Genomic DNA, 25,620 nt, shown 5'->3' with positions numbered 1-25,620 from the left:
CCCATGCCCAACCGGATAAAACGACCGCAAGCGAATTACAAAGAGAAAACATTATGAGCATCGCGCTGGTCATTTTGGCCGCTGGCAAAGGCACGCGGATGAATTCCGACATGCCCAAGGTATTACATGAAATCGCCGGAGCGCCCATGCTGGTGCACGCGATGAAAGCAGGCGCGACGCTCAATCCAGAGCGCAGCGTTGTTGTGGCTGGCCATGGTTTTGATGCAGTGGCTAAGGCCGCAACAGATTATGATCCCGAGGCGACGGTTGTTCTGCAAGAAGAGCAGAAAGGCACCGGCCATGCGGTCATGGTCACGCGCGAGGCGCTCGCCGGGTTTGACGGCGACGTTGTGGTGCTGTTCGGCGACACGCCGTTTATTCAACCAGACACATTGGAACGGATGGTGGCCGCACGCGCAGACCACGCTGTGGTTGTTTTGGGGTTTCATGCCGACGCCACCGAAAAATACGGTCGTCTGATCATGCAGGATGATGCCCTGCAATCCATTGTCGAATTTGCCGACGCCAGGGATGAAGAGCGCACCGTAACATTCTGTAATAGCGGCGTTATGCTGATCAAAGGCACATTGCTCTTTGACCTTCTGGACGCCATTAATGACGAAAACGCCTCGGGTGAATACTACCTGACTGATATTGTCAAAGTGGCGCGCGACGCGGGCCATTCCGCCACCGCCATTGCCTGCGACGGCAGCGAAACCATGGGCGTCAATTCCCGCGCGCATCTGGCCGAGGCCGAAGCCGCCTTTCAGGCCCGCGCCCGCGCAGAGTTGATGCTAGATGGCGTCACCCTCGTGGACCCGGCCTCTGTCTGGCTGAGCCATGATACCGTGATTGGCCGCGACAGCGTGATTGAACCCAACGTGTTTTTTGGCCCCGAGGTGACGGTGGAAAGCGGCGTGCGCATTCGGGCCTTCAGCCATCTTGAAGGCGCGCATGTCTCGCGTGGCGGCATCGTCGGCCCCTATGCGCGGCTGCGTCCGGGCACGGAATTGGCCGAAGACGTCAAGATCGGCAATTTTGTCGAAACCAAAAATGCCATCATCGACACGGGCGCAAAGGTGAACCACTTGTCTTATGTCGGCGACGCCGAGGTGGGCGAGTACGCCAATATCGGTGCAGGTACCATCACCTGCAACTATGACGGGGTGATGAAACACAAAACCACCATTGGCCGGAACGCCTTTATCGGGTCCAACACCATGCTGGTGGCCCCGGTGCGCGTTGGGGATGAGGCGATGACCGGCAGCGGCTCTGTCATCACCAAAGATGTCGAGGATGGTGCCCTAGCGCTGGCACGGGCGCAGCAGGTCAGCAAACCGGGCATGGCACGTAAATTGTTTGAAATGTTAAAGGCCAAAAAGGCCAAGCGGGACGAGGGAAAAGAATAATGTGCGGAATTGTCGGTGTACTTGGCCACCACGAAGCGGCCCCTCTGCTGGTTGAGGCGCTCAAGCGTCTGGAATATCGCGGCTATGACAGCGCGGGCATTGCGACGATTAACGACGGCACGCTAGAGCGTCGCCGTGCGGTCGGCAAGCTGGTCAACCTCTCTGATCTGTTGGTGCATGACCCGTTGCGGGGCAAATCCGGCATTGGCCACACCCGGTGGGCCACCCACGGGGCGCCATCGGTAGACAACGCCCACCCCCATCGCGCCGGCCCCGTCGCCGTGGTGCACAATGGCATTATTGAAAACTTTCGTGAGCTGCGCAGCGAACTGGCCGAGGCCGGGTTTGAATTTGGCACCCAGACCGACACCGAAACCATCGCGTTGCTGGCACAGATGTATCTGGCGCAGGGCCTTGCGCCGGTGGCGGCGGCGCGACAGGCGCTGGCGCGGCTTGATGGTGCCTTTGCGGTCGCGTTTTTGTTTGAAGGCGAAGAGGATCTGATCGTCGCAGCGCGCAAGGGCTCGCCGCTGGCGATTGGCCATGGCGACGGCGAAATGTTCATTGGCTCGGATGCCATCGCACTGGCCCCGCTGACAAGTGAAATCACCTATCTGGACGAAGGTGACTGCGCCGTATTGACCCGCACCTCGCTTGAGATTTTTGACGCCGCGGGCACCAAGGTGACGCGCGAGAAAAAGACCATCGAAATTTCTGCCTCCCAAGTGGACAAAGCCGGGCACAAGCACTTCATGGCCAAAGAAATCGCCGAGCAGCCCACAGTGATCGGCGAAGCTCTGCGCCACTATATTTCCAACGAGGGCACCGAAATCACCCTTCCGGATGGGGCCGATCTTGATTTCACCAAGGTCGAGCGTCTGACCATGGTGGCCTGCGGCACAGCGTTTTATGCCTGCCTGACCGCGAAATATTGGTTTGAGCAGCTCGCCGGCATCCCGGTAGAGGTCGATATCGCCTCTGAATTCCGTTATCGCGAACCGCCCATCACCAAGGGCACTGTGGCGCTGTTTGTCAGCCAGTCGGGCGAGACCGCTGATACGCTGGCCGCCCTGCGCTATTGCGCGGGCAAAGCCGAAAAAATCATCTCGGTGGTGAATGTCGCCGAAAGCTCGATCGCGCGTGAAAGCGATCTGGCGCTGCCCATTCTGGCGGGTACGGAAATTGGCGTTGCCTCGACCAAGGCATTCACCTGCCAGCTGACCGTGCTATTGATGCTGGCGCTCAAGGCGGCAGGGGAACGCGGCGCGGTTGATCGCGAAACCCTCAGCGATCACCTGTCATCGCTGCGCGCGCTGCCGGGCATTCTGAACACCGCGCTTGCGGTGGAAAACCAGATGGAAGGCGTGGCGCGCAAGCTGGCCGAGGCCCGTGACATTCTGTTCCTGGGGCGTGGCCTGATGTATCCTCTGGCGCTGGAAGGTGCGCTTAAACTCAAAGAAATCAGTTACATACACGCCGAAGCTTATGCGAGTGGCGAGTTGAAACATGGCCCCATTGCCCTGATCGACAAACATGTGCCAGTGGTGGTTCTGGCCCCGCGGGACGCGCTGTTTGATAAGTCGATTTCCAACATGCAAGAGGTCATGGCCCGTAATGGCAAAGTGCTGTTGATCACCGATGCGCGCGGAGCAAAGGAAGGCGGCGCAGACACTTGGCAGACCATCACACTGCCAGAGGTCTCGCCGATCCTCACGCCGATCCTTTACGCGATCCCGGCGCAGCTGCTCGCCTATCACACTGCGATTGCCAAAGGCACCGATGTGGACCAGCCGCGCAACCTCGCCAAATCGGTGACGGTGGAATAATGGCGCTGACGCTGGAGCAGGCCCTGAGTGCACTGAGGGCAGAGGCGGCACCTGAGACTGCCGCGCAAAAGGCCAGCTATCACAAACAGACACGCCCCGTGCTGGGCGTGCCAAACCCGGCGCTGAACGACATCACCAAAGCCTGGCGGCAAAGCCTGTCGGTTGCGGAACGTGTCGCCCTGGCGGATGCACTTTGGCAGAGTGACATTTTTGAAGCGCGGATCGCGGCGGCAAAGCTTCTGACGCAGGCGCGGCTGCGCCCGGATAACGAGGCCTGGGCACTGATCCAAAGCTGGGTGCCGGATTTTGACAGCTGGGCCATCGCCGACCATGCCTGCGCGGCCGGTCAAAAACGGCTGGTGGCCGATCCGGCGCGGCTGGACACCATCGAAACCTGGACCACATCCGATCATATGTGGACGCGCCGCGCGGCGCTGGTGATCACCCTGCCCTGGACTAAACAGAATTTTCCCAAAGATCATGAACTTGCGGCGCGTGATCGCATTCTGGGCTGGGCCGCGTCTTATGTGAACGACCCGGAATGGTTCATTCAGAAGGCCGTGGCCTGGTGGCTGCGCGATCTGTCAAAGCATGACGCGCCGCGCGCCCGCGCCTTTCTGGCGGCGCATGGCGATCAGATGAAAGCCTTTGCCCGCAAGGAAGCCGCGCGCTACCTCGACTAAGCGGCAGCTCAAAGCCCGATCACAGTCAATTTGGGCAGCCCCGCAAGCGGAGCCCCCACCGCCTGCATCGCCGGAAGCGACACAAAAGTACCGCCGGTGTCCGGGCCAGTGATCGGGATCAGCTGTACCTTAACCGTGCGCCCGGCGTATTGAATCTGCCCATCTTGGGTGACATCAACCAGCGGCGTCTTCACCATCATGCCCGGCAGCTTGGCATCCAAGGTCGCAATCGTAGTGCCCAGCACGCCGGTCTTTGTGCTGCCGCCCGGATCAACTTTGGCGGCTTCGGCAAGGATCTGGGCCTCTGGCTCTGTGACCGGGCCTGAAACCTGCGGCGCTGGCGCGACAATCGGCGCGGGCTCTTGCACCACTGCACAGGCAGACAGCGCGACCCCGGAAAGCATCAAAATCATGTGTTTCATACAAAATCCCCTCGTACTCATAATGAATTAGGCTTGCTCTGCCGAAAGGCCATGCTTAACTCTACGACATGACAGCCCCATTGATCGACCCTTTCCAGCGCGCCATCTCCTATCTGCGTGTCTCCGTCACAGACCGCTGCGATTTTCGCTGCGTCTATTGCATGGCGGAGGATATGACCTTTCTGCCCAAGCGGGATCTCTTAACCCTGGAAGAGCTGGATCGCCTTTGCAGCCAGTTTGTGGCGCTTGGGGTGGAAAAGCTGCGCATTACCGGCGGGGAGCCTTTGGTGCGCCGCGATATCATGACCTTTTTTCGCGCCATGGGCCGCCATCTGGACAGCGGCCAGCTGAAAGAACTGACCCTGACCACCAATGGCAGTCAGCTGCATCGTTTTGCCGATGACCTTTATGCCTGCGGCGTGCGGCGGGTGAATATCTCGCTTGATACCATTGATGCCGACAAATTCGCGCAGATCACCCGTTGGGGCCGACTGGAAAATGTGCTGCGTGGCATTGACGCGGCGCAAAAGGCCGGGCTGCGGGTCAAGATCAACGCTGTGGCGCTGAAGGGCGTGAACGAAGATGAACTGCTACCCATCACCCAGTGGTGCGCCGCGCGCGACATGGATCTGACCTGGATTGAGGTCATGCCCATGGGCGATCTGGGCAATGAGGACCGGCTGGACCAATATTGGGCGCTCTCAGATCTGCGCAAAGCCTATGGTGCGCACTACACTTTGACCGAACTGAGCGAGCGCACGGGCGGCCCGGCGCGCTATGTGCGGCTGGAAGAGACCGGGCAGAAAATCGGCTTTATCACACCGCTGTCGCATAATTTTTGCGAAAGCTGCAACCGTGTGCGCCTGACCTGCACCGGGCAACTTTACATGTGTCTGGGACAAGAGGATATGGCGGACCTGCGTGCGCCGCTGCGGGCCTCGGCCGAGAATGCCGAACTGGAAGACGCGATCCGGCGCGCCATAACGCTCAAGCCCAAGGGCCATGATTTTGACTATTCGCGTCAGGAAGTGGGCGGTCAGATGAGCCGCCACATGAGTCACACGGGCGGATAAACCCGCCGCCTACCGGGCACTTATGGGCATGGCCTGTTCGGCAATTTCAGCCCACCAGCTACAGCCGGCTGGGATGACCTCATCGTTGAAATCATATTTCGGGTGATGCACCATCGCCGTGTCGCCATTGCCGACAAGAATATAGGCCCCCGGGCGCTCTTCAAGCATATAGGCGAAATCTTCGCCCCCCATCACCAGCGGTGCCTCTGCGCAGGCCCCGCTGACGCTGCGCGCCACATCCGCGGCAAACTCGGTTTCCGCCGCATGGTTCACCATAACCGGATAGCCGCGCCGATAGCTGATCTCGGCGTCCCCACCAAAGCTTTGACATTGCAGGGTGCAAATGGCGCGAATACGCTCTTCGGCAAGGGCGCGCATCTCGGTGCTCATGGTGCGCACAGTGCCCCTGATGGTCACGCTCTGAGGAATGACGTTAAAGGCAGTTGAACTGGTCTGAAAGCTGGTGACAGACACCACCAGTTGATCCACCGGGTCGGCATTGCGGCTGGCAATGGTCTGCAGGGCCAGCACCACATGGCTGGCCATCACCGTCGGGTCAATGCCGTCATGCGGTTTGGCCGCATGCGCCCCGCGCCCCACCAGTTTGATTTCAAAGAGATCCGTGGCGGCAAAAAACGCGCCAGCACGGATCGCAAACTGCCCCGCGGGCACCCCCGGCCAGTTGTGCATGCCATAGACCTGCTGAATGCCAAACCGCGCCATCAGCCCATCTTCGCACATGACGCGCGCGCCGCCGCCGCCCTCTTCGGCGGGCTGGAAAATCACGACAGCCGTGCCGTCAAAATTGCGGGTTTCCGCCAGATAGCGCGCTGCGCCCAGCAGCATGGCGGTATGCCCATCATGACCACAGGCATGCATCGCCCCCGGCGTTTTGGACGCATAGGCCAGCCCGGTTTCTTCCTGGATGGGCAGCGCGTCCATGTCTGCGCGTAGACCAACAACCTTGCCCGAGCGCTGGCTGCGCCCCTTGATGACACCCACCACACCGGTTCGACCAATGCCCTCGACCACCTCGTCACAGCCAAAGTCGCGCAGTTTTTCAGCCACCAGCGCCGCCGTGCGATGGGTGTCAAACAAGATCTCGGGGTGGCTGTGAATGTCACGCCGCCAGGCTGTGATCTCAGGCAGCAGCTCGGCAAAACGGTTCTTAATGGGCATGGTTACTCCGGTCTTTGCGGCTGCGCCAATTCGGCCAAAAGCGCCTGCATGAAAGCCTCGCCAGCGGCAAGTTGGGATCGTTCAAGATATTCATTGGGTTGGTGGGCCTGCGCGATATCCCCGGGGCCGCAGATGATCGTAGAATAGCCCGCCTGCTGAAACTGCCCCCCCTCGGTGGCGTAAGACACCACATGGCTGGCATTGTCCCCGGTGAGGCGGCGCACCAATCTTTCGGCGGGCCCATCATTTTCCGGCACCAGCGGCGGCACATCAAAGCCGACCGTCAGGTCAATGCCGGTTTCCGACACAACCGCCTGCATGGCGGCGGCGATTTCATTTGCTTTTGCTGTGAAAGCCTCTTGCCAGTCGCGCACCGCCTCGCCGGGGACGACCCGAAAATCAACCTCAAACCAGCAGTCTTTGGCGGTGATATTATGGGCGGTGCCGCCCTTGATCATGCCGACATGCAACGTGGTACAGGGCGGATCAAACACCGAGGCCAGCGTGCCCGGCGTTGCGGCCATATTCTCGGCGTTGCGCTGATTGGCCCAGTCGATCAACTTGGCCCCTTCCATGATCGCACTGACACCCTGATGCAGCAGCGAAGAATGCACCGCATGACCGCGCAGGTGCACCTGAAACGAGGCCGTGCCCTTATGGCCATTCACCGCCTTCATCATCGACGGCTCCCCCACGATCACCACTGAGGCGCGCGGCAGGCCCGCCATGGCGGCAATCATGCCCGGCGCACCGATGCAGCCAATTTCCTCATCGTAGCTCAGCGCCAATTGCAGCGGGCGCTTTACGCCCTGCTGCTGCGCCGCCACCATCGCGGCAATCGCCAGCGCATCAAACCCCTTCATATCGCAGGTGCCGCGGCCATAGAGCCGACCGTCTTTTTCCGTCACCTGAAAGGGATCGCTGTCCCAGCTCTGTCCGGCCACCGGCACCACATCTGTGTGGCCCGAAAGAACGACCCCACCCGCCACGCCGGGCCCCACATGGGCAAACAGCGCGGCTTTCTCGGCGGTGTCATCGTAATGGCGCTGCGCCTGAATGCCGTGACTGGCAAGATACTCTTCGACCCAGTCGACCAGCGGCAGGTTGCTTGCGCTGCTGACGGTCGGAAACGCAACGAGACGTTCCAAAATCTCGCGTGGTGACAGGATCACAGCCATGGGGCCCCCTTTGCAACAGCCTGCGCCCCAGTCTTAGCCAAACTGCGCCCCTTTACCAAGCGCTGCTAGTGCATGCGGGCGCGAATTCGGCGGACCATATACCAAACCGCTGCAATGACAGGCAGTGTCAGCGCCGCGATCAGCACCCCTTTGGAGATGCCCAGAACCGAGGTCAGAGGATAAAACAGATATCCCGCCAGCGAGACCGCGTAATAGCTGATGGCAACAACCGAAAGGCCTTCGACAGTTTCCTGAAGGCGCAGCGCCAGATCCGCGCGGCGATCCATGCTGGCCAGCAGTTTCTGGTTTTGCGCAGAGCGCGCAACATCCACTTTGGTCCGCAGCAGATCGCCGGCACGCATGGCCCGATCCGCCAGCGATTGAATGCGCGCCTCTGTAGAGGCCACAGTGCGCATCGCAGGTTCATAGCGACGCATCATGAACTCGGTAAAGGTCTGGCGCGACTGATAGCGGGTTTCGCGCAGCACATCGATCCGCTGCTCAACAATGGCTTGATAGGCCCGCGTCGCCCCAAAGCGGAAAGAGGCGCGCGCCACCAATGTTTCAAGCTCTCCGGAAATGGCCAAAAGACCATTCAGGGTCTGTTCCGCGTCCGCCTCACTGCCCATTTCGCCCATCAATTTGCTCAATTGCGGTTCGATCCGGCCAAGATGGCTCGACATTTCGCGCGTCCGGGAAAAGCCCAGCATCGACATCGATTTATAGGTTTCAATCTCGCACAGGCGCTGCACGATACGGCCAATGCGTTGTTTGCCGGTTGTTTCGGGCACAAATACCGCAAAGCGCAGGTGCCCGGCATTGTCGATCCGAAAGTCACCCGCGATCACCGCCGATTGATCCAGAACTTCGCTGACCGCAAGGCTTTCGGGCACAAACCAGTCTTTCAGGTTTTGGGTAATCGTCGCCTGATCTGGCCGCGCTTCGACGCGGATCAAGGCCGATGTAAACCGCAGCCCCGGTGCCTCAGCGAGCCAGTCGTCGGGGAAGACATCAAACTCAGCCGGATCAAATGGGCGCTGTGACACCCCCGGCGTAAAGACCGTGAAGGTCACAAATTCAGTGTGCTGTTCCCACTTTAGTTCATGCCGCCCGATTTGGCCCGAATAATGCGTCGCGCCGGGTTGCGGGTGCGGGGCACCGAAACGATCCAGCAGCTTGATCAAATAGGCCAGATCTTCGCCGGTATCGCGCGCCGCCGCGTCGGTGCCCTTTTTGATCGCCAGAAACGCCGCTGTGGACGGGGCCAACAGGGACGGAAAAGGGCGTGCGTGCAGTTCATTGGCCAATGCAAAGCGCTGCGGATGGTTTTCAATCGGCGTCATAATGGCTCCTGTTCTTCAGGGCAAAGTAGCGATTGCAGCAGCTTTGTAAAGATTTTTATTCATTTTCAATGACTTAGAGGAATACAACGGTATACAGTAACTCTAAGCCACTGAGAATCCGGTGCAATCCGGTCGCTTTGACCAAACGGGCAAACCATCCACCATGGCCTGCCCGCGCACGGGTCAGGCCTTTGGCGGCTCCCACAGCTCTATCGGGTTCCCTTCTGGGTCGTGAATGCGGGCAAACTTGCCGTAGGCGCCATCTGCATCCCACGCGGGATTGGTCTGAACTGCGATACCCGCCGCCTCAAGCTGGGCAATCATCGCGGCCAGATCGGCCACGCGAAAGTTGATCATCCATTGCTGGCTGTCGCGCCCGAAATAGCTGGTGTCTTTGGCAAAGGGCGCAAAGACCGTATGGCCCGCCGCAGTGGTCCAGGGCACCTCGGCCACCGGATCAATGCCAAGATGCCGCTCATACCATTCTGCCAGCGCCTTTGGGTCTTCGGCCCGAAAGAAGACCCCGCCGATCCCGTCTACCTTTTGCATCTGTCATACCTTTCATCATCTGCGGGGTGCCGCCGCGCAGCCACGACCAAGCATAGCACATCCAAAGAAAAAGCCCCGCCAGAGGCGGGGCTTTCAGTCTTTCATCTCTTGTCAGCCTTAGCTGATCAGACCCAGCAGCGTGTCCAGCGATGCTTTGGCGTCGCCATAGAACATGCGGGTGTTCTCTTTGTAGAACAGCGGGTTTTCGATGCCGGAATAGCCGGTCCCTTGACCCCGTTTCGAGACAAACACCTGCTTGGCTTTCCAGCATTCCAGAACCGGCATGCCCGCGATGGGGGAGTTCGGATCTTCCTGCGCCGCAGGGTTCACGATGTCATTAGAGCCGATCACGATCGCCACATCCGTTTCCGGGAAGTCCTCGTTGATCTCGTCCATTTCCATCACGATGTCATAGGGCACTTTGGCTTCGGCCAAGAGCACGTTCATATGCCCCGGCAGACGCCCCGCAACCGGGTGGATTGCAAAGCGCACGTTCTTGCCTTTGGCCCGCAGACGACGGGTGAGTTCCGCCACATTCTGCTGTGCCTGCGCCACCGCCATGCCGTAGCCCGGAATGATGATCACAGAATCCGCTTCTTCAAGCGCGGTGGCAACGCCATCCGCATCGATTGCGATCTGCTCGCCTTCCACTTCCATAGCAGGACCAGTGGTACCGCCAAAGCCGCCCAGAATAACGCTGACGAACGACCGGTTCATCGCCTTACACATGATGTAGCTGAGGATCGCACCTGACGAGCCAACCAGCGCACCCACAACGATCAACAGATCATTGCCCAGCGAGAAGCCAATCGCCGCCGCGGCCCAACCGGAGTAAGAGTTCAGCATCGAGACAACCACAGGCATGTCCGCGCCGCCGATCCCCATGATCAGGTGATAGCCAATGAACAGCGCTGCGATGGTCATCAGGGTCAGTGGCAAAATGCCCCCTGTGTTGCAGTACCAGATCAGACAGATCACCGAGAGCGCCGCTGCGCCCGCGTTCAGTACATGACCGCCCGGCAGTTTGGTTGCCGCCGACGAAACCTTGCCCGCCAGTTTGCCATAGGCAATGACAGAGCCGGTAAAAGTGACCGCACCGATGAAGATACCCAAGAACAGCTCAACCCGCAGGATGCCGACTTCGACGCCATCTTTCTTGGCCAAAAGTGCCGCAAAACCTTCGAGCGCTTTTTTCTCGGCCTCGTCCATCGCCAGGACTCGGCCCAGTTCGATATGGGCAATCAAACCCACAAAAACCGCTGCCAGGCCCACCAGAGAGTGCATCGCTGCCACCAGCTGAGGCATCTCGGTCATCTGGACCTTTTTAGCCACATAATACCCGATAGAGCCGCCGCCGATGATCAGCAGGATCGACAAAAGCCACAGACCAGAGCCCGGACCAATCAGCGTTGCCACAACGGCAAGCGCCATACCAACAATGCCATACCAGACCGCGCGTTTCGCGCTTTCCTGACCGCTCAGACCACCCAAAGACAGGATGAAAAGAACCGCTGCGACCACATAAGCCGCTGTTGTAAAACCAAATTCCATTGTCCCCGTCTCCTTAAGATTTCTGGAACATGGCGAGCATGCGCCGTGTCACGAGGAAGCCGCCGAAAATATTGATCCCGGCCATAAAGACCGAAAGCGCGGCAAGCAGGATCACCAGGAACGAGCCGGAGCCGATTTGCATCAGCGCACCCAGAATGATGATCGAAGAGATCGCATTGGTCACAGCCATCAGCGGTGTGTGCAAGCTGTGCGCCACGCCCCAGATCACTTGGAAGCCAACAAAGACCGCCAGAACAAACACGATGAAGTGCTGCATAAAGCTGGCCGGTGCAAACAGACCTGCCCCCAAGATCAACGCGCCACCAATCGCCAGCAAGGTCACTTGCTGTTTGGTCTGCGCTTTGAACGCGGCGACTTCGGCGGCGCGCTTTTCTTCTGGGGTCAGCTCTGGCGCAACCTCTTTGGGTTTCTGCGCGGCAATCGCCTGCACCTTTGGCGGGGGTGGCGGGAAGGTGATATCACCTTCAAACGTCACAGTCGCACCGCGGATCACGTCATCTTCCATATTGTGGTTGATCTGACCGTCTTTTTCAGGGGTCAGGTCGGTCATCATATGGCGGATGTTGGTGGCATAGAGGCTGGAGGCCTGCGCCGCCATACGGGACGGGAAATCGGTATAGCCGATAATGGTCACGCCATTGTCGGTGACGATTTTTTCGTCTTTGACGGTCAGCTTGCAGTTCCCGCCTTTTTCGGCGGCCAGATCGACAATCACCGAGCCTGGCTTCATCGCTGCGACCATATCTTCGGTCCACAGCTCAGGCGCTTCGCGGTTCGGGATCAACGCCGTTGTGATCACGATGTCCACTTCTGGCGCCAGCTCGCGGAACTTGGCCAACTGCGCTTCGCGGAATTCGGGGCTGGACACAGAGGCATAACCGCCAGAGGCCGCGCCATCCTGCTGCTCTTCCTCAAAGTCGAGATAGACGAATTCCGCGCCCATGGATTCAACTTGCTCTGCCACTTCGGGACGCACATCAAACGCATAGGTCACAGCGCCCAGCGACGTTGCCGTCCCGATGGCGGCCAGACCGGCCACCCCTGCGCCCACAACCAGAACCTTGGCCGGTGGCACCTTGCCCGCGGCGGTGATCTGTCCGGTAAAGAAGCGACCAAAGTTGTTGCCCGCCTCGATCACCGCGCGATAGCCGGCGATATTGGCCATGGAGGACAAAGCGTCCATTTTCTGCGCACGCGAAATCCGCGGCACCATTTCCATGGCGATGACATTCGCGCCTTTGGATTTGGCCATCTCCATGCCGGTTTCATTCCCGGCTGGGTTGAAGAAGGATATCAGCGTCTTGGATTTGTTCAGGCGCTTCAGCTCCACCTCTTCGGGCTGACGCACCTTGGCGATAATGTCCGCCTCTTTCCACAGCGCGGCGGCGGTTTTAACCACCGTGACGCCTGCGTCTTCGTAAAGAGCATCCGAAAAACCCGCAGCCTCCCCTGCGCCTTTTTCGATGAGACACTCATATCCAAGCTTTTGCAGTTGCATGGCGGAGTCCGGGGTCATGGCGACACGCGCCTCACCCTCAAAAATCTCCTTTGGCGTTCCGATTTTCACGTTCCAGTCCCCCTTAACAGAACTTCCTATTCCCCCGGTTCGGTCTGTGCCGATTGGAATTTTGCATACTGTCTGGCGGACATATTCACAAGTGACTGCTGGTGTTTTTGCAAGAAATGCGGCGAACTTACCCGTAGTTATACGAGAGAGCCTTGCAATCCCGCAAAAGCACAGCGCTAACATATGGCTGACCTTTGGCACCCGATCAACGCGCGCTTGTACCGGCGTCTGGTTCGGCGCAACCTGATGAAACACAAAAGGCCCGGCTATGACACGTGACGAATTTCAAAATTTCTGCGCTGCACTGCCCGCGACCAGCCATGTTGTGCAGTGGGGCAATGCTGACGTCTGGAAAGTCGGTGGCAAGGTGTTTGCCATCTGCGGCTGGGCGGACGGGCGTGACGCCTTTACCTTCAAGGTCACGCCGCTCGCCTTTGAGGTGCTGCAAGGCCAGCCGGGCGTTCGCCCCGCCCCCTATCTGGCCTCGCGCGGGATGAAATGGCTGCAGCAATACGACACCCCGGGCCTGCCCGATGCAGAGCTGAAGGACCACATTCGCCTGTCCTACGCGCTGGTCAGCAAAGGGCTGTCCAAAAAGAAACGCGCCGAGCTCGGGATCCCGGAGCCCGACGTGCAATGACGCAGCGCCTCTAGTCCGCCGCCAGCCAGCGCAGCATGGCCTGCGTGGTTTCGGCGGGCAGTTCCTGCTGAATCCAATGGCCGCACGGCAGGTGGATGACCTCAGCATTTGGCACAAAATCCGTCAGGGTGTCTGACGGCGGGATCATATCCTGCGTGCCATAGATCATCAGCGCCGGGGCGCGCACAATGGGGTCAACATCCGCCAGGATATTCCAGTTGCGATCAAGGTTGCGATACCAGTTGATCCCGCCGGTGAACCCCGACGCCTCAAAAGCGGCAACATAAACCGCCAATTCCGCATTGGTCAGGATCGGCTGCCCCAAAGCGGCATCCGCCTTGGCAAGATTGATCATCATCATGCCCGCAGGTGGCGGCGCCGGCGGCAGGTCTTTGCGAAAAAGATTGTTCAGAAACTGCGCGCTATGGGCATCGAGCACCGCGTCCGCGACACCGGGATGACGGTTGAAATGCACAAAGTAATGGTCCGGTCCAAACACGGCTTCCATAAAAGTGATCCACGGCACCTCGGTGCGGGCCTGATAGGGCAGCGCCAGGTTGATGATCTTTTTCACGCGCGTCGGGTGCAACAGCGCGAGGGACCAGATAATATTCGCGCCCCAGTCATGGCCAACAAACACCGCATCCTGATAGCCATAGTGATCCAAAAGACCGATTAGATCGCCGGTGAGGCATGTGATGTCATAGGCCGTCACCTCGTTCGGGCAGGACGAACCACCGAAACCGCGCTGATTGGGCGCGATCACATGGTAGCCCGCCGCCACGAGCGCCGGGATCTGGTGCCGCCAAGAATAGGCGATTTCGGGCCATCCGTGGCATAAAACGATGGGATTTCCGGCGTTTTCCGCCCCAGCTTCGAACACTTCGAGCGTCACGCCATTGGCCGAAATCATCTTCGGCTCCGGGAATTTCTGATAATCTGTCATAGACTTACTTCCTGTTTTTGAGTCTCGCAGTGCGGTGTGCCAGAAAAAGGTGCCAAAATTTGGCACCTTTCTTGCTATACTGCTGCCATGACCATCCGAGCCCGACATGACGCCATCATTCGCAGCCTGCGCCGCGCTGGCACTGCCACCCTCGCCGAGCTTGCGCAGGAGGTCGGGGCCTCGCGCCGCACGCTGTTGCGCGACATTGCCGCCCTGCGCGATCTGGGGTTTGTCATCCATTCCGAGCCGGGGCGCGGCGGCGGGCTTTATCTGGACCCACAATCCCTTCAGACCACACCGCGCCTGTCTGTTCCCGAGGTCTTTGCGCTGGTGATTTCTGTTGCCAGTATGCGCGCCGCCGCGCAGCTGCCGTTTGGCGCATTGGCGGATGCCGGGCTGGCCAAGATCGAACGCGCCCTGCCCGCCGACAAAGTGCGCGATTTGCGCCGCCTGATGCAGTGTCTCTGGATCGGCCCGCTTGCCGCCGGTGTCGACACATCACACATGGGGGCGATGGATGCCGCGTTGCTCAGCGCCGTTGAACCCGCGTTTCTGCATCAGCATCTGTTGGAATTTCAGTATCGCGACGCCAAGGGACAGACGTCCATTCGGCAGGTTGAACCGCAAGCGATGCTGATCCTGCCGCCGCTGTGGTATTTGGTGGCTTGGGATCCGGCACGCGGGGCGTTTCGGCATTTCCGTATGGACCGGATCAGCGCGCCGCAATGTCTGGACGACACAAAATTCGCGCGCCGCCATGTTGCGTTTGAGGCTGGAATCAAGCGCGTCAGATATGCGTAGTTAGCGCATCAGCGCCGCCGCATAGATCCGTGCAAGCTGATCGCGTTTTTCGCAAAACACCTCGTAGCTGGGGCCATCTTGTTTCAGCCCTTTATAGGCCTGCATCATTACCCCTGCGGCCGCATCAGCATCTGCGCCAATCAGGTCCAGTGAAATGCGGCCCGCCGCTTCGGCGTCTCGCAGATACTGCGCCAAGACCCGCGCCAGCGCCGCCTCCCCCTCCGCCACGACCGGGCCAGCTTCGGCTTTGACGTCCAGCAGCTCATGCCCATGCGGCGCATTCAGCAATTGGCGAAACGTCTCGCCCGAAAGGGCCGCAAACCCGTTTTGCAATTGCGACATCACCACGCCGGGCGCGCCGAGTGCGGCGGCAAAGTCGATCTCTGCGCCCTGGTAATACCGCTGCATCATGCCGCGCAGGATATCTTCTTTGTTCTTGAAATGCAGGTAAAGCGCCGCGCGCGAAATGCCCGCTGCCTTGGCGATATCTGCCATGGCACTGCGCCGGTAGCCATAGAGGCTAAAGGTGGCAAAGGCCGCATGCAAAATGGCGGTCGCCTTGGGATCATCAAGCTGAGCCGTTTCAGGCGGGTGTTCGATTGGGTCGTTACTGTGCATTTAGACGTTCTGACAGTTTGGATAAATTTTGTCAATTGACATCCTGACATTTTACGCTAAATATGTCAGAACGTCTAATGAACCGATCTTGAAAGGACAGACCATGGCACAGACCGCACTGATCACCGGGGCCTCGTCGGGCATTGGCAAAGAATTTGCGCGCTATCACGCGGCGCAGGGGGGCGATGTCATCCTGACCGCGCGCCGCCTGCCCGCGCTGGAAGCGCTGGCGCAGGAACTGCGCGAGAGTTATGGCATCACGGCCGATGTGATCGCCTGCGATCTGGCGGCGGCTGGTGGCGCTGCGGCGCTGATTGCCGAAGTCGAAAACCGCGGCCTGGCCGTGGATATTCTGATCAACAACGCAGGCTTTGGCGGCCACGGGCTGCACATCAAGCGCAATTGGGAAGATGAAGCGGCGATGATCCGCCTCAACGTTCAGGCCCTCGCCGAGCTTACCCACGCCTTTGCGCGCAAAATGGCCAAGGCAGGACAAGGCCGCATTCTCAACGTGGCCTCAACCGCCGCGATGATGCCTGGCCCGCTGCAGGCGGTGTATTTTGCCAGCAAGGCTTTTGTCATGTCCTACAGCCAGGCCCTAGACGAAGAGCTGCGCGCATTGGGCGTGACGGTCACATCGCTTAACCCCGGTCTTGTTAACACTGAATTTGTCGCGACCGCCGATCTGGCCGGTACAGGTCTGTCCGACCAGAAAGGCGCAAGCGCGGCCAGCGTTGCCAAAATAGGCTATGACGGGATGATGAAAGGCAAATTGGTGGTGATCAACGAACGTCGCCTGTCTCTGCTGTTGAACTGGGTCACACCGCTGCTGCCGCGCCGCATGGTGCTGCGCATGATCAAAGGCATGCAGCAAAAAGCGGCCTAAATGGCCGCAACCGGTACCGCCTGCCCCTGTGCCCAGGCGCGCGCGGCATGGCCAAAGGCCTCAAACAAGGGGCGGCTGACAGGGTCCGCCGCCGCGTTCCATTCTGGGTGCCACTGGACAGAAAGCGTGAATCCCGGCGCATCCTGAATATAGGTCGCCTCTGGTGTGCCATCCGGGGCATGTCCGTCAATGACGACGCGCGCGCCAGCACGTTTGATCCCCTGCCCGTGGAGCGTGTTTGTCATCACCCGCTCTGCCCCCATCAGCCGATGAAACACGCCGCCCGGGGTAAATTTCACCTCATGGCGCAGCGCGAATTTTTCCTCCAGCGTGCCATCGGGCGGCATCCGGTGGTTCTGGCGGCCCGGCAGATCACGAATTTCCGGGTATAGCGACCCGCCCATCGCCACATTGACCTCTTGAAAGCCGCGGCAAATACCCAAGAAGGGCTGCCCGCTTTCAACGCAGGCCCGCACCAGTGGCAGGACAATGGCATCGCGGGCCTGATCAAATTCGCCATGGGCCTCGGTGACGTCTTCGCCATATTCACTGGGGTGCACATTCGGACGCCCCCCGGTCAGCAAAAAACCATCGCAGCAGGTCAACAATTCAGGCACCGACACCAATCGCGGATCTGCAGGCACCAGCAACGGCATGCAGCCTGCCACAGCTGCGATCGCTTCTGAATTCATCTTGCCACCGGTATGGGCAGGGTAATGCCCGTCGATCAGATATTGATTGCCAATGATGCCGATCACAGGGCGCTGCATGGGTGTCCTTTCACGTTCCATGCCATCAGCTTACATCAGCCCCGCGCGATAACCATAGGAAATCATGCGCAAAGATCTGTGCAAATCCGCAGGGCTGCGCCGGAACGCGCCTTTAGGCTTCGCCCAGCAGACCGGCAGAGAGAATCCCGGCAAGACCGGCCTCTGCGTCATTTGCGCTGGTGTCACCGCTGACGCCGACCGCCCCCAGAACCTCGCCTTTCTTGCTGCGCACAAGAATGCCGCCCGGAACGGGGATATATTGTCCGTGATAGACGCTGGCCAGCGCACCCGCAAATTGAGGTCGTTGCTCCGCATGGTTGTGCAGGGCCTCGCCGCCCTTGCCCATCATCACCACCGCATAGGCCTTACCCTGCGCGATTGGAAAGCGCCCGGGAGGGCTGCCGTCTTCGCGTTCAAAGGCGATCACATGGCCACCGGCATCCACCACTACAACCGCAAGTGGCTGCAGATCCATCTCACGTCCTTTTTCCAGCGTTTTCCGAATGATGGTGCGTGCTTTGCGAATGTTGATTTCGGCCATTCTACCCTCAAACTAACTACGTAATCGTTTTGCGCAGGGCCAAGATGCCTCACTTTTGCGCAAATTGAAACAGGTCAAATGCGCAAAGTCTATGTCTGTGGCATCTGCTGCGTCGCGCAGTGAATGCCGCCACCCAGATAGCCAAGCGCATCAACTTCAAGTTGAACGATGGCGCGGTCAGGAAAGTGTTTGGCGAGCGCCCGGGCGGCTGCGGCGTCATACTCGGCATCGCCGAACTGCGCGGCAATCACCGCCCCGTTGCAGACATAGTAATTGGCATAAGACGCCACGAAGTCGAGATCACGCACCCGCGGGGCCTCTGGCTCTGCGATGACATCGACGGTCAAACCCGCGCCTAACAAACGGTCGTGCGTTCTGAGCGCGGCCTGATGAAAGGGGTCCTCCGGGTCCGGCACCTGTGGCAGGTTCATCAGGACGCGGCCCGCACCGGTAAAGCGCGCCAGGCTGTCGATGTGATAATCGGTGATATCAAGCCCGGCGACCCCGTCTGACCAGATGATCTGATCCGCGCCATACGCGCGCAGTAAACGTGCCCCGATGTCATTGCGGCTGAGGCCCGGGTTGCGGCTGCGGCCAAGCCAGGAACTGGCATGCGCCATCAAAAGCCCCTGCCCGTCGTGTTCAACCCCGCCCGCTTCGCCGCTCAGGCCGCTGGGCAACAAATCAAGGCCCAGCCGCTCGGCCACGCGCGCGGCCACCAGCGCATCGCTGCCATGGACCTGCTTGCCGCCCCAGCCATTGAACTGAATATGGCTGACGCAAAGCGCCCGATTGTGCCAGGCAAACAACGGGCCAGAGTCCCGGCACCAAAGGTCATCGGTCGGCACATCCCAAAGCGTCACATTCTGCGCCAGCTGCGGGCGCACTTTGGCGTGCAAGCCTGCATCGGCCAGCATCACCACCGGCTCAAAATCGGCGATGGCATTGGCAATGCGCAGGATGGCGTCCTGCGCCTCTTTCAGAGCCCAGCGCTCGCGATAGACTTTGCGGCTGCTGGGCCATTGCATGAAGGTCAGCGCATGCGCCGCCTCTTCGGGCGGCACATAAGGTCGCGAAACCTCAAAGGTCTTTGCCATCGCGGGCCTCCCCCCAGCGGCAAGCGCAGCCGCCGTCCCCGCCTTTATCATCTGTCGGCGCGTCAGGCGCACGGCTTATTGCGCTTTCAGTTCAAGCCGGCGGGCGTGCAAGACCGGCTCGGTATAGCCCGAAGGCTGCATGCGCCCCTTGAACACCAGATCACAGGCCGCCTGGAAGGCAACGCCATCAAAATCCGGGGCCATCGGCTGATAGAGCGGATCATCTGCGTTCTGCGCATCGACCACGGCGGCCATCTTATGCAGCGCGCCCATGACGTCCTGCGCCGTCACCACATCATGGTGCAGCCAGTTGGCGATATGCTGCGAGGAAATCCGGCAGGTCGCGCGATCCTCCATCAGGCCGACATCATTGATGTCCGGCACTTTAGAGCAGCCCACGCCCTGATCGACCCAGCGCACCACATAACCCAGAATGCCCTGCGCGTTGTTTTCCACTTCGCGGCGAATGTCTTCGGCGCTCCAGTCGGGGTTTTGGGCAAGCGGGATTTTCAGGATGTCATCGACAGAAGCGCGCCGCCCCTCTGCGCGCAGCCCATCTTGCACGTCCATCACATCTACCAAGTGATAATGCAGCGCATGCAGTGTCGCGGCGGTGGGGCTTGGCACCCAGGCACAGGTCGCGCCGGCCTTGGGGTGGCCGATCTTTTGCGCAATCATCGCCTGCATCATATCGGGCATGGCCCACATGCCCTTGCCGATCTGCGCCCGGCCCTTCAGGCCACATTCCAGCCCGATATCCACATTCAGCGCCTCATAGGCGGCAATCCAGGGCTGGGTTTTGATGTCATCCTTGCGCAGAAACGCCCCAGCCTCCATCGAGGTGTGGATTTCATCGCCGGTGCGATCCAAAAACCCGGTGTTGATAAAGGCGACCCGCGATTTGGCAGCGCGAATGCATGCCTTCAGGTTCACCGAGGTGCGACGCTCCTCGTCCATGATGCCGATTTTCACGGTATGGCGCGGCAGGCCCAGAATATCTTCGACCTTGGCAAAGATCCGATCCGCAAAGGCGACCTCATCCGGCCCATGCATCTTGGGTTTGACCACATAGACTGACCCTTTGAGAGAGTTGCCGCCGCTGCGCTTGAGGTCATGCATGGCAATCGCCACCGTGGTCAGCGCGTCCAGCAGGCCCTCGAAAATCTCCTCACCGCTGCGGTCAAGCACCGTCGGATTGGTCATCAGATGCCCGACGTTGCGCACCCAAAGCAAGGCGCGCCCCTTTAAGGTGCGTTCGGTGCCCGCGGTGGTCTTATAGGTCAGATCCTCGGCCAGACGCCGGGTCTGGGGTTTGCCGCCTTTGTCAAACCGCGCCTCCAGATCGCCTTTCATCAGGCCAAGCCAGTTGCGATAGGCCTGCACTTTTTCTTCTGCGTCCACACAGGCCACGGAATCTTCGCAATCCATGATCGCCGAAACCGCGCTTTCCAGAATGACATCGGCGATGCCGGCCGGGTCGTCCTTGCCAATGGGGTGGCCCGCGTTGATCACCACACGGATGTGCAAACCGTTTTTGACAAAGATGATCTGCGACAGATCTTCGGTGATGCCGCGAAATTGCTGCGGACGCTTGAGCGGCATGGCGCCTTTGGCCGTCAGCGCAACAAATGTGCCATCCTGAAAGTCAAACCCCGTCGCCTCGGCCCAGGCGCAGCCGTCAAAGGGCACAGCGGCATCCAGATGCGCCTTGGCCGCTGCGACCACATCCGCGCCGCGCGCCGCATCATAGCCGCGCCCTTCGGGCAGGCTGCCCAGCGCGTCGGTGCCGTAATAGGCATCATAGAGCGAGCCCCAGCGCGCATTGGCCGCGTTCAGCGCATAACGCGCATTTGTCACCGGCACCACAAGCTGCGGACCGGGCACAAGCGCAATTTCGGCATCGACATTGGTTGTGTCGATCTCAAAGTCATCACCTTCGGGCACAAAATAGCCAATGTCCTGCAGGAAGGCCTTGTAGGCCGCCGGATCATGGGGCTGGGCGCGGTGGCGAATGTGCCAGGCGTCAATCTTCTGTTGCAGGTCTTCGCGCTTGGCCAGCAACGCGGCGTTTTCCGGGCCAAACTCATGGGCCAATTCGCTCAGCCCTTGCCAGAAAGCCTCTGGCGCGACGCCGGTACCGGGCAGTGCGTCATTTTCAATGAAATCCACATATTCCGCAGAGACCTGCAGGCCGGATTTTTCAATACGTGACATAGCGCTACCCCTTTTTAAACCCTTTGCGAGAGTGATAGGCGATTGCGTCAAGGTCAACAACTGTCTCGTGCCGCGTGGCAGCCTCGGGGCGCAGAACGCGACGTGACCCCGCATTCCGCTTGCAGCGCAGCGCAGGCCTATTACATCTAACCCAACAGACATTACGGAGCCCCACATGCGCGATGCAGCCCCCCAGACGATCTACCTTAAGGATTACACCCCCTTCGGCTATCTGATCGACAGTGTGCATTTGACGTTCAAGCTGCACCCCACCGAAACCCGCGTGTTGTCGCGCATTCAGTTCCGCCCCAATCCCGCGGCGACGGATAAAACGTTCTTTCTGCATGGTGAGCAGCTGAAATTGATCTCTGCCAAGATTGACGGCGCAGCGATTGACCCAGAGGTGACAGAGACCGGCCTGACCGCCACAGTGCCCGACGCCCCCTTTGTGTTTGAAGCCGAGGTGGAAATTTCCCCCGCGACCAATACCGCGCTTGAGGGGCTTTATATGTCAAACGGCATGTATTGCACCCAATGTGAGGCTGAGGGCTTTCGTAAGATCACCTATTACCCAGATCGTCCCGATGTGATGGCCACCTTTGATGTGCGCATTGAAGGGGCAGAGCCGGTGTTGCTCTCTAACGGCAATCCGGGCGCAAAGGGTGATGGCTTTGCCGAATGGTCCGACCCGTGGAAAAAGCCCGCCTATCTTTTTGCCCTCGTCGCGGGCGATCTGGTCAATTTTCCCGGCACCTTCACCACCATGTCCGGCAAAGAGGTTGAGCTGAACATCTATGTGCGCCCCGGCGATGAGGATAAATGCGCCTTTGGCATGCAAGCGCTGAAGGATTCGATGAAATGGGACGAAGATGTCTATGGCCGTGAATATGACCTAGATATCTTTAACATCGTGGCCGTCGATGATTTCAACATGGGCGCGATGGAAAACAAGGGCCTCAATGTCTTTAACTCCTCCTGTGTGCTCGCCTCGCAAGCCACATCGACCGATGCGGATTTTGAACGCATTGAGGCGATCATCGCCCATGAATATTTCCACAACTGGACCGGCAACCGCATCACCTGCCGCGATTGGTTTCAACTCTGCCTGAAAGAAGGGCTGACTGTGTATCGCGACGCGCAGTTCACCTCAGACATGCGCAGCGCGCCGGTGAAACGTATCGAAGACGTCATTGCCCTGCGCGCGCGCCAGTTCCCCGAGGATCAAGGCCCGCTGAGCCATCCGGTGCGGCCCGAAGAGTTCCAAGAGATCAACAATTTCTACACGGCCACCGTCTATGAAAAAGGCGCTGAAGTGATCGGTATGCTGAAAACGCTGGTTGGCCATGACGCTTATTATAAGGCGCTGGATCTCTATTTCACCCGCCACGATGGCGATGCCGCCACGATCGAGGACTGGATACAGGTGTTTGAGGACAGCACCGGGCGTGACCTCAGCCAATTCAAACTCTGGTACAGCCAATCAGGCACCCCAAAGGTCAGCGTGCGCGAAGACTGGGATGGCAGCACCTTTACGCTGCATCTGTCGCAATCCACTGCGCCGACACCGGGCCAAGACGTGAAAGACCCGCGTGTGATCCCTGTGGCGGTCGGCCTGCTTAGCCCTAATGGCGATGAAACCCACCCAACCCAAGTGCTGGAACTGACCGAGGCAGAGCAAAGCTTTACCTTCGATAACCTTGGCGCGCGGCCTGTGCCTTCGATCCTGCGGGGCTTCTCTGCCCCCGTAATGTTAGAGCAAGACATCGACAATGCGCGCCGCGCGTTTTTGCTGGCGCATGACACCGATCCGTTCAACCGCTGGGAAGCCGGGCGCGAGCTGGCGCGCGACACGTTGCTGTCGATGATCCGCGACGGCGCTGCGCCCAATTCCGATTATCTTGCAGGATTGAAATCGCTGCTCACCGACGCCGGGCTTGATCCGGCCTATCGGGCGCTGATGCTGGCCCAACCGACCGAAACCGAACTGGCCGGGGTTCTGGCGGCAGCCGGCGATATCCCCGACCCGGACGCCATCCACCGCGCCTGCGAGGCGCTGCGGCAAGCCAAGGCCGAAGCCTTTGCCGATGTGCTGCCAGCGCTCTATGCAGATCACCAGACACCGGGGTCCTATGCACCTGATGCCGAAGGCGCAGGCAAACGGGCGTTGGCCAATGCGGCACTATCTCTGTTGTCGCGCCTTGATGGCGGCGCAGCAGCGCAGGCGCAGTATGAGAGCGCCGACAATATGACCCAGCAGCTCTCGGCCCTCGCCCGACTGATTGATCTGGGCAAAGGCGACGCGGCGGTCACGGCATTTTACAATCAATGGCAAGACGACCGGCTGGTGATCAACAAATGGTTTGGCCTGCAAATCGCGATGGCCAAACCCTCTGAGGCTGTGGCTGTCACCGATGCGCTAACGAAACATGCTGATTTTGACATGAAGAACCCCAACCGCTTCCGCGCGGTCATGGGCGCGCTGGCGGGTCATCATGCGGGCTTTCACGAACCAAGCGGCGCAGGCTATGCGCTGTTGGCCGATTGGCTGATCAAACTGGATGCGCTGAACCCGCAGACCACGGCGCGCATGTGCAGCGCCTTTCAGACCTGGAAACGCTATGATGACAAGCGGCAGGCCCTGATCCGCGCGCAACTTGAGCGAATCTTGTCCACACCGAATCTCAGCCCGGACACGACAGAGATGGTCAGCCGCATTCTCGGCTAAGCCTCTTAGGATAAGCGAAAAAGCGCGCAGCCGACGACGCACTGTGCGCTTTTTCGAAACAGTCGAGAACTTCCCCATAGATTGCAGCCATGCTGCTGCACAATTGCCCAATTTGCATCGGCAATGGTCCGCGTCTTTCCCATCTCGCGCCCATTTCCCGCCCAAATTGACGTCCACAAAGGCTCCAGATTAAGGAGCCCGCCATGAAATTCATTCCGCAGAAATCGGTTTTGACAAAACTCAAATTGCCCGAACCGATCCTGGCCATCGCGCGCAAGTTCTCTCCGCCTGCGGATGATGCCCCCCTGGCCTTTCTGCCAACCCATGTGGCAAGCTCTGCCAACCTGATTGACCAGATCAAGATCCCGGTGAACAACGCCTCTTTGAAGATGAGCGGCGACACGGATGTGCGCGATCTGGGGCAGTTCCTGGCGCGGCAAGAGCGCTGGGACTCGCTGAGTGAACGCATCCGCGACGCCGATCAGGCGCGCGAGACCACGCCGCAGGGCACGCCGGTGTCCGAACTCTTGCTGTTTGGCGCCCGTTCTGATGTCGTCGCGGCGGCGGAACACGCGCTGCTGCACGGCAAACCGGCCAAGGATTCCAATTTCTTTGAAGGCATCGAAGATCTGGAACTGATGCTGACAGAATTCCCCGAAGATTATGCGCTGGCGCTGATCGTGGCCCATATGCATATCGACATCGGCTGGGCCTGGCGTGGCACCGTAGCCGAGGCCAGCCTGAACCAGACCAACCGCGAAGCCTTTTTGGCCCATTTCGCCCGCGCCGAAGAGATTCTGGACGGCTTCAGTGCCCATGAGCTCAACTCCGCAGCCCTGTCGGCCGCGCGCTGCGCGCTGTTGCCCGCGGCAGACTATCCAGGCGAGCGCATTGCAGATGATTTTGAGGACCTGATTGATCTGGACCCAGAGAACCCGCGCCATATGCGGGCGCTTGGCACCTATATGTTGCCCCAATGGTACGGCAGCCATGCCGCGCTGGACCTTGAGGCGCGCCGCACCGCCGCGCGCACCTATGACCTCTGGGGGGCTGGCGGCTATTGCTGGGTCTGGTTTGACGCCAGCCTGACCGACCCCGCCGCGCTGGCGCACATTGATGTCGACTATTTCCTGGACGGGGCCTTTGATATTCTGGAACGCCGCAGCGATCAGGCCATGGCAAATCTTATCGCCGCCCAGCTGTATTGCGCCTGGCAGGCCTGCCGCCAGTTGGCGCGTGAGGGCGGTGAGGACATGAAGAAATCTGCCGCCCTGCGCGCAGGGTTTGATCAAGTGGTGCAGGATCACCTGCGCGAGCTGCATCCGCTGATCTGGGGGCATGCGGAACTTGGGTTTGACAATGGCGTGCGCTCTGTCTCAATCGAGCGGCTCGCCCAAAAAGGCCGCGCCCTGGCAATGAACGCGGTTGCGCAGCCCTTTATGACGGGGCTGGAAGACGGGCTGACGATCCATTTCGGCCCAGATGGCATTACCGAAATTCAACCCTGACGGCCCCTGCCGCCCCTTTCGCGCGCGGTGCCTCTTGCCCCGGCCCGCGCCCTGTCTTAGAACGCGATCTGAC

At 59.8% G+C, this 25,620-nt stretch carries 22 protein-coding genes; 9 read left to right on the top strand and 13 right to left on the bottom strand.

Going from position 1 to position 25,620, the window contains the following annotated elements; translation table 11 throughout:
* Positions 1-53: 53 nt before the first annotated feature.
* Genes glmU through N6L24_RS01665 form a run of 3 tightly spaced genes read left to right on the top strand, consistent with a single transcriptional unit; the run spans position 54 to position 3,918 of the window.
* Positions 54-1,409: a bifunctional UDP-N-acetylglucosamine diphosphorylase/glucosamine-1-phosphate N-acetyltransferase GlmU gene (gene glmU, locus N6L24_RS01675; RefSeq protein ID WP_271842907.1), complete on the top strand. Its 1,356-nt coding sequence runs from the start codon at positions 54-56 to the stop codon at positions 1,407-1,409.
* Positions 1,409-3,235, top strand: coding sequence for a glutamine--fructose-6-phosphate transaminase (isomerizing) (gene glmS, locus N6L24_RS01670; protein WP_271842906.1), 1,827 nt, complete (start codon positions 1,409-1,411; stop codon positions 3,233-3,235). The genes glmU and glmS overlap by 1 nt, the downstream gene beginning before the upstream one ends.
* Before the next feature lie 5 nt (positions 3,236-3,240).
* Positions 3,241-3,918 (top strand): DNA alkylation repair protein, encoded by a 678-nt coding sequence (locus tag N6L24_RS01665; RefSeq protein WP_442872576.1) that lies wholly within the window; start codon positions 3,241-3,243, stop codon positions 3,916-3,918.
* Positions 3,919-3,926: 8 nt separating this feature from the next.
* On the opposite strand, the gene N6L24_RS01660 is transcribed toward N6L24_RS01665, so the two are convergent.
* Complete coding sequence (locus tag N6L24_RS01660; protein WP_271842904.1) at positions 3,927-4,340, bottom strand: hypothetical protein; 414 nt, start codon at positions 4,338-4,340, stop codon at positions 3,927-3,929.
* Between the two features lie 68 nt (positions 4,341-4,408).
* Here N6L24_RS01660 and moaA point away from each other — a divergent pair, with 68 nt between their 5' ends.
* Positions 4,409-5,413 (top strand): GTP 3',8-cyclase MoaA, encoded by a 1,005-nt coding sequence (moaA, locus tag N6L24_RS01655; RefSeq protein WP_271842903.1) that lies wholly within the window; start codon positions 4,409-4,411, stop codon positions 5,411-5,413.
* A gap of 9 nt (positions 5,414-5,422) precedes the next feature.
* On the opposite strand, the gene N6L24_RS01650 is transcribed toward moaA, so the two are convergent.
* The 6 genes from N6L24_RS01650 to N6L24_RS01625 form a co-directional block, all read right to left on the bottom strand.
* Entirely contained in the window at positions 5,423-6,592 is a 1,170-nt protein-coding gene (locus N6L24_RS01650) for a M20 aminoacylase family protein (protein WP_271842902.1), read from the bottom strand.
* Positions 6,593-6,594: 2 nt separating this feature from the next.
* Positions 6,595-7,770, bottom strand: coding sequence for an acetylornithine deacetylase (argE, locus tag N6L24_RS01645; protein ID WP_271842901.1), 1,176 nt, complete (start codon positions 7,768-7,770; stop codon positions 6,595-6,597).
* Between the two features lie 65 nt (positions 7,771-7,835).
* Positions 7,836-9,113 (bottom strand): DUF3422 family protein, encoded by a 1,278-nt coding sequence (locus tag N6L24_RS01640; RefSeq protein ID WP_271842900.1) that lies wholly within the window; start codon positions 9,111-9,113, stop codon positions 7,836-7,838.
* Between the two features lie 183 nt (positions 9,114-9,296).
* Positions 9,297-9,662, bottom strand: coding sequence for a VOC family protein (locus N6L24_RS01635; RefSeq protein ID WP_271842899.1), 366 nt, complete (start codon positions 9,660-9,662; stop codon positions 9,297-9,299).
* A 117-nt stretch (positions 9,663-9,779) separates the two neighbouring features.
* Positions 9,780-11,213 carry an NAD(P)(+) transhydrogenase (Re/Si-specific) subunit beta gene (locus N6L24_RS01630; RefSeq protein WP_271842898.1) on the bottom strand — a complete coding sequence of 478 codons (1,434 nt, stop codon included), beginning with the start codon at positions 11,211-11,213 and terminating at the stop codon, positions 9,780-9,782.
* 13 nt (positions 11,214-11,226) lie between these two features.
* Complete coding sequence (locus N6L24_RS01625) at positions 11,227-12,801, bottom strand: Re/Si-specific NAD(P)(+) transhydrogenase subunit alpha (protein ID WP_271842897.1); 1,575 nt, start codon at positions 12,799-12,801, stop codon at positions 11,227-11,229.
* A 268-nt stretch (positions 12,802-13,069) separates the two neighbouring features.
* On the opposite strand from N6L24_RS01625, the gene N6L24_RS01620 reads away from it, so the two are divergent.
* Positions 13,070-13,441 (top strand): MmcQ/YjbR family DNA-binding protein, encoded by a 372-nt coding sequence (locus tag N6L24_RS01620; RefSeq protein WP_271842896.1) that lies wholly within the window; start codon positions 13,070-13,072, stop codon positions 13,439-13,441.
* Between the two features lie 10 nt (positions 13,442-13,451).
* On the opposite strand, the gene N6L24_RS01615 is transcribed toward N6L24_RS01620, so the two are convergent.
* On the bottom strand, positions 13,452-14,387 hold the full coding sequence (locus N6L24_RS01615; protein ID WP_271842895.1) for an alpha/beta fold hydrolase: 936 nt from the start codon (positions 14,385-14,387) through the stop codon (positions 13,452-13,454).
* Between the two features lie 87 nt (positions 14,388-14,474).
* On the opposite strand from N6L24_RS01615, the gene N6L24_RS01610 reads away from it, so the two are divergent.
* Entirely contained in the window at positions 14,475-15,188 is a 714-nt protein-coding gene (locus N6L24_RS01610; protein WP_271842894.1) for a helix-turn-helix transcriptional regulator, read from the top strand.
* Here the strand turns inward: N6L24_RS01610 and N6L24_RS01605 are convergent, their stop codons facing one another.
* The gene (locus N6L24_RS01605) at positions 15,189-15,806 is read right to left on the bottom strand and encodes a TetR/AcrR family transcriptional regulator (RefSeq protein WP_271842893.1); all 618 of its coding nucleotides are present in this window, start codon (positions 15,804-15,806) and stop codon (positions 15,189-15,191) included. It abuts the gene before it with no gap.
* A 103-nt stretch (positions 15,807-15,909) separates the two neighbouring features.
* Between N6L24_RS01605 and N6L24_RS01600 the strand changes: the two genes are divergently transcribed.
* Positions 15,910-16,692, top strand: coding sequence for an SDR family NAD(P)-dependent oxidoreductase (locus tag N6L24_RS01600; protein ID WP_271842892.1), 783 nt, complete (start codon positions 15,910-15,912; stop codon positions 16,690-16,692).
* Here the strand turns inward: N6L24_RS01600 and N6L24_RS01595 are convergent.
* From N6L24_RS01595 to N6L24_RS01580, 4 genes are all read right to left on the bottom strand, one after another.
* Positions 16,689-17,462, bottom strand: coding sequence for a gamma-glutamyl-gamma-aminobutyrate hydrolase family protein (locus tag N6L24_RS01595; protein WP_271843457.1), 774 nt, complete (start codon positions 17,460-17,462; stop codon positions 16,689-16,691). The genes N6L24_RS01600 and N6L24_RS01595 overlap by 4 nt on opposite strands.
* Positions 17,463-17,574: 112 nt before the next feature.
* Positions 17,575-18,003, bottom strand: coding sequence for a GlcG/HbpS family heme-binding protein (locus N6L24_RS01590; RefSeq protein WP_271842891.1), 429 nt, complete (start codon positions 18,001-18,003; stop codon positions 17,575-17,577).
* A gap of 89 nt (positions 18,004-18,092) precedes the next feature.
* Positions 18,093-19,166 carry an agmatine deiminase family protein gene (locus N6L24_RS01585; RefSeq protein WP_442872575.1) on the bottom strand — a complete coding sequence of 358 codons (1,074 nt, stop codon included), beginning with the start codon at positions 19,164-19,166 and terminating at the stop codon, positions 18,093-18,095.
* Positions 19,167-19,175: 9 nt separating this feature from the next.
* The gene (locus N6L24_RS01580) at positions 19,176-21,314 is read right to left on the bottom strand and encodes a malate synthase G (protein ID WP_271842889.1); all 2,139 of its coding nucleotides are present in this window, start codon (positions 21,312-21,314) and stop codon (positions 19,176-19,178) included.
* 175 nt (positions 21,315-21,489) lie between these two features.
* On the opposite strand from N6L24_RS01580, the gene pepN reads away from it, so the two are divergent.
* Positions 21,490-24,039: an aminopeptidase N gene (gene pepN, locus N6L24_RS01575; RefSeq protein WP_271842888.1), complete on the top strand. Its 2,550-nt coding sequence runs from the start codon at positions 21,490-21,492 to the stop codon at positions 24,037-24,039.
* A 203-nt stretch (positions 24,040-24,242) separates the two neighbouring features.
* Positions 24,243-25,547, top strand: coding sequence for a hypothetical protein (locus N6L24_RS01570; RefSeq protein WP_271842887.1), 1,305 nt, complete (start codon positions 24,243-24,245; stop codon positions 25,545-25,547).
* Positions 25,548-25,620: the final 73 nt, after the last annotated feature.

It is taken from the genome of Cognatishimia sp. SS12 (assembly GCF_028369055.1).
Classification (GTDB): Bacteria; Pseudomonadota; Alphaproteobacteria; order Rhodobacterales; family Rhodobacteraceae; genus Cognatishimia.
This window is presented reverse-complemented; position numbering and strand designations above follow the sequence as displayed.